This window comes from Kitasatospora sp. NPDC127067 (assembly GCF_042724755.1).
Lineage (GTDB): Bacteria > Actinomycetota > Actinomycetes > Streptomycetales > Streptomycetaceae > Kitasatospora > Kitasatospora lactacystinica.
In genome coordinates this window covers 23,522-29,960 of sequence record NZ_JBHXEM010000110.1, presented here as the reverse complement: position 1 = coordinate 29,960, position 6,439 = coordinate 23,522, and the positions used below count along the sequence as shown (strand labels likewise).

The following is a 6,439-nucleotide window of genomic DNA, read 5'->3' as shown; positions in this document are numbered from 1 at the left end:
GTCGCCGGGTTGCCCGCGCAGACGTCGACGGGGTGGCCCGCCAGCTCGGCCGGGCGCAGCACGGAGCGGTCGGCCAGCGGATGGGTGTCCGCCATCATCACCGAGATCCGCTCCAACCGCACCGGCAGCTGGACGAGTCGACCGCGCACCGGGGCGGGCAGCCCGGCGAAGCGGCCGAAGGAGGCGTCCAGCCGGTGGGCCAGCAGTTCGGCGGCCGCCGCGGCCAGTCCGCCGTGGAAGCGGGCCAGCAGTTCGCCCTCCGGCCAGGCGGCCCGGGCCCGTTCGAGCACCCGGTCGGCGGTGAGGTCCGGGCCGGTGACGTCACTGTTGAGGTCGAGCAGCAGCGGCCGGGCGGCGGCCCCGGATCCGGCCGCGGCCTCGGCGAGGATCTCGTCGTGCAGGGCGAGGAACCCGCGCGCCCGGGGCAGCAACCGCCTTCCGGCCGGGGTGAGTTCGACGTTGCGGGTGGTGCGGGTGAACAGTGCTTCGCCGAGCTGCCCCTCCAGGGTCCGGACGTCCCGGCTGAGTGCCTGCTGGGCGGTGTGCAGCCGCTCCGCGGCCCGGCCGAAGTGCAGGGTCTCGGCGGTCGCGACGAAGCCGCGGAGCAGGCGGGGGTGCAGGTCACGGGGCATGGACGGCAGATTAACAACAGCGTGTTGTGAGTGCGGCGAAACAGGTGTTGGACGGCCGCCCGCCACCGGCACCAGGCTGTGAGCACCCCCCTTCCCCCTGCTCACAGGAGCCCGATGCCCCCGCGCGCCGTCCTCACCTCCTACCGACGGCTGTTCGCGGCCCCCGGCGCCGTCGCCTTCACCCTGACCGGGCTGCTCGGCCGGCTGGCGCTGTCGATGAACGGCGTCGCCCTGGTGGTGCTGCTCTCCGAGCGGCGCGGCTCGTACGGGCTGGCCGGGGCCGTCTCGGCGGCCGGACTGGTCGCCGGCGCGGTCGGGATGCCGCTGATCGGACGGCTGGTGGACCGGTACGGGCAGGCGCGGGTGACGGTACCGGCCGCGCTGTACAACGCCGTTCCGCTGACCGGGCTGCTGCTCTGCGTCCGGCTCGGCGCACCCGAGTGGACCCTCCTCCTCTGCTCCGCGGCCGGCTCGGCGGCACCCAACCTCGGCGGCATGGCCCGCTCCCGCTGGGCGCACCTGTACCGGGACGACCCGGCCGCCCGGCACCTGGCCAACTCCTTCGAACAGGCCCTGGACGAACTCTGCTTCATGGCCGGCCCGGTGCTCGCCATGCTGCTCTGCACCACGCTCGCCCCCGAGGCCGGACTGATCACCGCCGGGACCCTCGGCGCCACCGGCGCCCTGCTGTTCGCCGCCCAGCGGCGCACCGAACCCCCGCTGCCCCCCGCCCCGGCGCAGGGGCGGGAACCGGCCGGACCGCGGCACGGCTCCCCGCTGCGGGTGCCCGGGCTGCGGGTGCTGGTGCTGACCTTCCTGGCGACCGGCACGGTCTTCGGCGCGACCGAGATCACCACCGTGGCGTACGCCGACGCGCTCGGCCACAAGGCCTCCGCCGGACTGCTGCTGGCCCTGTTCGCGGCCGGTTCCTGCGTCGCGGGGCTGCTGTTCGGGCTGCTGACCCCGCGCCGGGCACCGGGCACGCGGTTCCTGCTCGGCGCCACCGCGATGGCCTCGGTCCTGCTGCTGCCGCTCGCCGCCGGGCTGGGCGGGGCCGGGCTCGGGCTGCTCGGAACGGCCCTGTTCGCGGCCGGCACCGCCACCGCGCCGACCATGGTGACCGGGATGACGCTGGTCCAGGAGCTGCTGCCGCAGCGGCAGTTCAACGAGGGCATGGCGATGGCGGTGTCAGGCATCGTGGTCGGCATCTCGGCCGGGGCGGCACTCGCCGGGACGGTCGCGGAGCGGGCCGCTCCGGGGACCGGCTACCTCCTGCCCGCCGCGGCCGCCGGGCTCGCGCTGCTGATCGCGCTGGCGGGGCGCCGGCACCTGACGGCGCGCGGGGCGGCGGCGGCCGCACCGCCCGAGGGGGCGCCGGGTGGAGTGCCGGGCGGAGTGCTGGGCGGGGCGCCGAGCGGGGCGCCGAGCGGGGCGCCGGAAAATGCCGAGCAGATTGTCAGTCCCACCCTCTAACGTCGAGGCATGGGGGAAATCACGTACGTCCGAGGCGATGCCACCACACCCCAGGGCAAGGGCGTGAAGGTGGTCGCGCACGTCTGCAACGACCTCGGCGGCTGGGGCAAGGGCTTCGTGCTCGCGCTCTCCAGACGCTGGCCCGAGCCCGAGGCCGCGTACCGGCCCGGGCCTGTCTTCGGACTCCCGTCGTTCGCCCGGAGGGCGGGCGGGGCGGCGTTGGGGTGCGTGCATCGCAAGGCGGAGGAGGGAGCCACTGCGGAGCATTGGCGACCGACGACAACGCGGCGAGGTGCGTGCCCCGGCGTCGCCCCGCAGGCGGGAGTCCGCAGACAGGCCCGTAGGCACCGGGAGCGGGCGAAGAACGACTTCGGCCTGGGCGCCGTCCAACTGGTGGCGGTCGATCCGCACGTCTGGGTGGCCAACCTGGTCGGCCAGCGCGGCATCCGCACGGGGCGCTCGACCGGGGTGCCGGTGCGGTACGAGGCGATCGACACCGGACTGGCCGCGCTCGGTGAGCACGCGCTCCGACTCGGTGCCTCGGTCCACATGCCGCGGATCGGCTGCGGCCTGGCGGGCGGGCGGTGGGACCGGATCGAACCGCTGGTCACCGCCCGGCTGACGACCCGGGGCGTCCCGGTGACCGTCTACGACGTCGACTGACGGCCTGCTCCAGCAGGCCTTCCCCTTCCACCGATCCGCCTTTGCGCCTCTCCATCGCTCCGTCGACCGGCTCCTACCGGTCCGCCGGCTCCGCCCGGTCGGACCCGACCGCCACGCGCGCGGCCGGCCAGGCGTACACGTACTCGGGCAGCAGGAACCCTCCGGGGAACTCGCCCTCCTGCGCCCGGACCCGCTCGGCACCCTCGCGCTCGTAGAAGGCGATCGCGCGGGTGTTGTCCCGCAGCACCTCCAGGGAGAGTCCGGCCCCGGGGTGCCGCTCGGCGACATGGGTGCGGGCCGCGGTCAGCAGCTCGCGCCCGATGCCGCCGCCGTTCAGGCCGGGGCGGACGTGCAGGTTGTCGATCAGCACTCCGCCGTCCGGCTGCGGGACGAGGTAGATGAATCCGACCATCGCGCCCGCTCGTTCGGCGACCAGCAGTTCGGGCGTGTTCTCCGGCCCGCCGTAGTCGGCGCAGTCGGTGTCCAGGCGCAGTGCCCACAGTTCGCGTCGCTGGGCGACCATCCCGTCACCCAGTCCCGCCTCGGGGACGATCCCCCGGTAGGTGGTGCGCCAGCTGTGGGCGTGCAACTCGGCGACGGACTCGGCGTCCTGCACTCCGCCGCGCCGGATGACGGTCAGTCCTGAACTGATCATGTGACCAGCCTCCCACAGAGATGGAGTTGAACATGTTCAACCGATACATCTACAGTATCGCTCAGCTTTTGAACGCGTTCGAAATGAGGGGGGTCGCCGTGGCACCGGATGCGGTGGGGGCATCCGGTGCCACGAACACCGACACCGGATGGAACGTCGTCTCCGGCTAGGCTCGTGCTCGTGGACGACCTGGCAGCGACGAACCGAACGGACGGCGAGAACGGCACGGCCGGGGCTCCGGCCGCGCCCGACCCGGGGAGCGGGACCGGGCCGGAGGGCGGAGCACTGCCCGGCGGCCGGGCCCAGCCCAAGACCGACAAGAGTGAGGCGACCCGTGCCCTCATCCTGGAGACCGCCATGCGGCTGTTCCAGGAACGGGGCTACGAGAAGACCACCATGCGCGCCATCGCCACCGAGGCCGGCGTCTCGGTGGGCAACGCGTACTACTACTTCTCGGCGAAGGAATTCCTGATCCAGGGGTTCTACGACCGGATGACCTACGAGCACGCGGCCGACGCCAAGCGCCGGATGTCCCACACCCGGGACTTCTCCGAGCGGCTGGAGATCGCGCTGACCTCCTGGCTCGACACGGCCGCGCCGTACCACGAGTTCGCCGCGCAGTTCTTCCGGACGGCTGCGGACCCGACCAGCTCGCTGAGCCCGTTCTCCAACGATTCCCACCCGGCCCGGGCGACGGCGGTCGAGCTGTTCCGTGACGTCCTCCAGGGCTCGGAACTGGCGCCCAAACTGGACGCCGAACTGGTCGAGCTCCTGCCCGACGTGCTCTGGCTGTACCTGATGATCGTGGTCCTCTACTGGGTCTTCGACCGGACCGAGGACACCGAGCGGACGCGGGAGTTCGTCCGCCGGTCCACCCCCATGGCGGCCCGGGTGATCAACCTCTCGCGCTACCGGGTGTTCCGGCCGATCGTCCGCGACGCCAAGGGCCTGATCCAGGACTTCATCCTGCCCACCATCGGCAAGACGGCGGTCAAGTAGCGCCCGCGGCAGCACCGGAGGCCGGCCCGCGAACGGGCCGGCCTTTGGTGTTGGAACGGGCTCAGAACTCGGTCGGCGTCCAGGCCCGCACCGGGGTGCGCAGCAGCAGGTCCGCGGCGGCCGCCGCCCCCGGGCGCAGCTCGCCGACCAGGGCGGCCGCGGCCAGCCTCGACGCCGTCTCCGCGCCCAGGTAGAGCGAGCCCAACTCCGAGGCTCCGAGCGCGAGGTCGGCGTCGTCCGTGGTCCGGGTGCAGCGGCCGGTGCCGTCCTCGGCCGTCTCCAGCGTCCAACGGCCGGAGGCGTAGCCCAGCTTGTCGTCGACCTCCAGCACCACCCGGCCGGGGGCGCCGTAGCTGCGGGCGCGGAACGCGGCCTCGACGTCCAGCACCCGCACCCAGACGAGGTCTCCGTTGTCCTCGTGCGGGGTGGCCGCGCGCGGGTCCTGGAGCAGCAGCGGCAGCGGGTCGTCCGGGCCGAGGTTGCGCACCTCGACCCGGGCCACCCAGTCCACCGACAGCACCAGGCGCCAGAGTTCGACGGCGGTGGGCAGGTCTAGGGCGATGAACTCGTCCACGGAGAGCGTGCCGTCGGGGTAGGCACCGTCCCACTTGGGGTCGATCCGGTAGAGCACCAGGCCGGTGACCGTGCCGGCGGCATCCCGGTGGACGGCGGCGAACGGCTCCTTGAAGTCGTCACCGGACGTGCGGACTTCGCCGCTGGTGCGCTCCCACCAGAGCGCGTCGCGCTCGATCGCGCCCGGCTGGGTGCGCCGCCAGCGCTCGTACAGGTCCGCGCCCAGCTCGCGCAGCTCCGCCATGGTCACGAAGTCGATCCGGCCGCCGGGGACGCCCAGCAGGCCCTCGCGCAGACCGCGGGTGCGGCGCAGGTCGATCCTCCAGCCGCTGCCGTGGGTGGCCGGACCGAAGCCGAACCGGCCGTAGATGTTGTACTCGGCGGCCATCAGGACGGCGACCGCGCAGCCGCGCTCGGCCGCGGCCGCGAGGTCCCGGCGCATCATCGCGCTGAGCAGGCCGCGCCGGCGGTGGGTGGAGCTCACCGTGACGTTGGTGACGGCGTCGGCCGTGACGACGGACCCGCCGGGGACGGTCAGTTCGGTGTCGAAGCTGCGGAAGGTGGCGATCTGTCGCTCGCCGTCGAAGCCGGCCAGCATCCGGCCCGGCTCCCACTGCCGGCGGCGCAGGTCCTCCGCGACGGCCACGTGGGGGCGCAGGAAGCCGAAGTTGAGCGCCCGGTTCCACTCCGCCACCTCGTCCACCGAGACGGCCCGGACCTGGAGCCCGCTCACGCTGTCGACGTCCGTGTGATCGATGCTGTTGCCCATGGGGTCACCGTACGGCGGCCCTCCGGGGGTGGCATCCGAATTATTCCGTGCCCGACCCGTGGTGCTCGCCGGGCACCACCACCCAGTGGTTGGTGCGCAGGACGCGGTCCGCGAAGTCCAGGTCCCGCTCGCCGACCAGCCGGAATCCGAGCGCCCGGCAGATCCCGTTGGACGGTCCGTTGGTGGTCCCCGGGTTGGCGTGCACCTCGCCCCAGCGGCCGTCCTCGGCGGCGGCGTCCAGCACCCTGCGGACCGCCGCCTTGGCGAGGCCGCGCCCCTGGTACTCGGGCAGCACCATCCAGCCGATCTCGGAGAAGCTCTCGCCGTCCTCCTGGTCCGACCAGAGCGTGACGGTGCCCGCCGCCTCTCCGTCCTGCGCGCCGTCCGGCACGATCATCCTGATCCAGGAGCTGTCCCCGGCCACCAGGGCCAGGTCCCTGCGCAGCCGCTCCTCCACCCGCGCCCGGGGCAACGGGCCGCCGAGTTCGGCCATCATCACCGGGTCGCAGCGCATCCGGACGTACGCCTCCGCGTCCCCCGCCCGAACATCCCGCAGTCGCACGACGCCTCCTCAGTGCCGGTTAGCGCGGTCACGCTAGCGCGCCCCACCGACAGTGGCGTCCGGGCGGGCCCGCCTGGCATCCTCGTGCCGGTTCAGGTACAGACGATCCGCTT

Annotated in this window: 7 protein-coding genes; 3 read left to right on the top strand and 4 right to left on the bottom strand. The window is 73.5% G+C overall.

From position 1 onward, the window contains the following. Positions 1–632: LysR family transcriptional regulator (locus ACFWJ4_RS32005; protein WP_380550258.1), on the bottom strand; the 632-nt coding region annotated here is incomplete at its 3' end. A gap of 114 nt (positions 633–746) precedes the next feature. Here ACFWJ4_RS32005 and ACFWJ4_RS32000 point away from each other — a divergent pair. Beyond that, positions 747–2,105, top strand: coding sequence for an MFS transporter (locus ACFWJ4_RS32000; RefSeq protein ID WP_380550255.1), 1,359 nt, complete (start codon positions 747–749; stop codon positions 2,103–2,105). 9 nt (positions 2,106–2,114) lie between these two features. Beyond that, positions 2,115–2,768 carry an Appr-1-p processing protein gene (locus ACFWJ4_RS31995; RefSeq protein ID WP_380550252.1) on the top strand — a complete coding sequence of 218 codons (654 nt, stop codon included), beginning with the start codon at positions 2,115–2,117 and terminating at the stop codon, positions 2,766–2,768. 73 nt (positions 2,769–2,841) lie between these two features. On the opposite strand, the gene ACFWJ4_RS31990 is transcribed toward ACFWJ4_RS31995, so the two are convergent. After that, positions 2,842–3,423, bottom strand: a complete 582-nt coding sequence (locus ACFWJ4_RS31990; RefSeq protein WP_380550249.1) for a GNAT family N-acetyltransferase — start codon at positions 3,421–3,423, stop codon at positions 2,842–2,844. A gap of 180 nt (positions 3,424–3,603) precedes the next feature. Here ACFWJ4_RS31990 and ACFWJ4_RS31985 point away from each other — a divergent pair, with 180 nt between their 5' ends. Next, on the top strand, positions 3,604–4,422 hold the full coding sequence (locus ACFWJ4_RS31985; protein ID WP_380550246.1) for a TetR family transcriptional regulator: 819 nt from the start codon (positions 3,604–3,606) through the stop codon (positions 4,420–4,422). 61 nt (positions 4,423–4,483) lie between these two features. Here the strand turns inward: ACFWJ4_RS31985 and ACFWJ4_RS31980 are convergent, their stop codons facing one another. Then, entirely contained in the window at positions 4,484–5,764 is a 1,281-nt protein-coding gene (locus ACFWJ4_RS31980) for a GNAT family N-acetyltransferase (protein WP_380550243.1), read from the bottom strand. A gap of 40 nt (positions 5,765–5,804) precedes the next feature. Then, positions 5,805–6,326: a GNAT family N-acetyltransferase gene (locus ACFWJ4_RS31975; protein ID WP_380550241.1), complete on the bottom strand. Its 522-nt coding sequence runs from the start codon at positions 6,324–6,326 to the stop codon at positions 5,805–5,807. Positions 6,327–6,439: the final 113 nt, after the last annotated feature.

Coding starts and splice junctions, on each gene's coding strand:
- ACFWJ4_RS31990 (WP_380550249.1), bottom strand. CDS start 3,423: ATGATCAGTTCAGGACTGACCGTCATCCGGCGCGGCGGAGTGCAGGAC.
- ACFWJ4_RS31995 (WP_380550252.1), top strand. CDS start 2,115: ATGGGGGAAATCACGTACGTCCGAGGCGATGCCACCACACCCCAGGGC.
- ACFWJ4_RS31980 (WP_380550243.1), bottom strand. CDS start 5,764: ATGGGCAACAGCATCGATCACACGGACGTCGACAGCGTGAGCGGGCTC.
- ACFWJ4_RS32000 (WP_380550255.1), top strand. CDS start 747: ATGCCCCCGCGCGCCGTCCTCACCTCCTACCGACGGCTGTTCGCGGCC.